We start from the raw sequence: 1,003 nt of genomic DNA on the forward strand, positions 1-1,003 counted from the left end.
TATTGATAATCCTATCGGAATTATCAACAATTCAACACCCCAAAATCATAAATATGAGCTAATTAAAATAATAAATATTAACTTTGGAGAACTGGGCTAGTGCTTTTCATAGGAGCCATTGTTGTAAGTAGTTTTATTCTGAGTATTATTACAAGCGCCAGACTTTTCCAGACTCTTCCAATTCATCACTTAACCCACCGTCAAACGCAATACTCTGCATTTGCCATTTGTCTTTTGGTCTGTAGAATATGAATGAAAATCGAATAGGTTCTCTGTCATATTTCAACATAAAACATACAAGTTTATAATTTTCTCCTACACTTTTTTCTACAATCTTTTCATAACCATTATAATTACCCATTGATTTAATACCACTTGTCAAATTGAATTTGGTATTTTCAAGAGCCTCTTTACTTTCTTCCACCCATTTATTTGTGCTGAAAATGTTTTCTATTGCTTTTTCAGGGGACTTTTCATAGGTTTTGAAGAATTCCGTTGTTATTTCTTCTGTCGATGCTTGAGCTTTCAAAATATTTGTAGACAAAACAGTCACAATTAATAATGTCAAAAGTTTAATTTTTCTATTCATCTTGTTTGTTTTTAAATTACTTACAACGGTCTAGTATAACCGTCAGTTACGGGTTAATATGCGTTAATTTTCGGTTTGGCACAGACTTTAGCAATTCCGAGTGGATTCGGACGTAGTCGAATCCGCCGTAATTGCGGTTAGCATCTATGTAAAAGCAGTCTATCGAGTATCTTTAAGATGATAAAAAAAATAGAGATATGGAACGACAAACTGCTACCCCTAAATTATACATTGGTATTGACATACACAAGCGAAGTTGGAAAGTTCACTGTTCGAGTGATTTATTTGTAGGCAAAACGTTTTCAATGCCTCCAGAGCCTTACTTATTGAAGTCCTATGTAGATAAACATTTTAAGAATTACCAAGTGAGTTGTGCCTATGAGGCGGGCTGTTGCGGATATAGAGCGCATCGTG

General features: G+C 34.2%; 1 protein-coding gene and 1 pseudogene. One reads left to right on the top strand and one right to left on the bottom strand.

Translation table 11 applies throughout. From position 1 onward, the window contains the following. Positions 1–148: 148 nt before the first annotated feature. Positions 149–589, bottom strand: a complete 441-nt coding sequence (locus JS605_RS17430) for a hypothetical protein (protein ID WP_203259007.1) — start codon at positions 587–589, stop codon at positions 149–151. Between the two features lie 197 nt (positions 590–786). Here JS605_RS17430 and JS605_RS17435 point away from each other — a divergent pair. Next, a pseudogene (locus JS605_RS17435) lies at positions 787–1,003 on the top strand (IS110 family transposase); the annotation flags it as partial.

The sequence above is a fragment of the Hyunsoonleella ulvae genome, assembly GCF_016827605.1.
GTDB classification, from domain to species: Bacteria; Bacteroidota; Bacteroidia; order Flavobacteriales; family Flavobacteriaceae; genus Jejuia; species Jejuia ulvae.